The 273-nt window shown below is 61.9% G+C and carries 1 protein-coding gene; it reads left to right on the plus strand.

Annotation, left to right across the window (positions count from 1 at the left end):
- Positions 1-273, plus strand: a 273-nt coding sequence (locus SB756_RS30025; RefSeq protein WP_410913231.1) for a 1-deoxy-D-xylulose-5-phosphate synthase N-terminal domain-containing protein, incomplete at both ends; no start/stop codon positions are given.

The raw sequence follows: 273 nt of genomic DNA on the forward strand, positions 1-273 counted from the left end.
GCCGGCATGGCCTTCGAGGCGCTGAACCACGCGCCGGAAGTGGACGCCAATATGCTGGTGATCCTCAACGACAACGACATGTCGATCTCGCGCAATGTCGGTGGCCTGTCCAACTACCTGGCCAAAATCCCCTCCAGCCGTACTTACGCGAGCATGCGTGAAGGCAGCAAGAAAGTGCTCTCGCGTCTGCCGGGCGCATGGGAAATTGCCCGGCGCACCGAAGAGTACGCCAAGGGCATGCTGGTGCCTGGCACCCTGTTCGAAGAGCTGGGC

The sequence above is a fragment of the Pseudomonas sp. SIMBA_068 genome (genome assembly GCF_046534705.1).
In the GTDB taxonomy this organism is placed as follows: Bacteria; Pseudomonadota; Gammaproteobacteria; order Pseudomonadales; family Pseudomonadaceae; genus Aquipseudomonas; species Aquipseudomonas putida.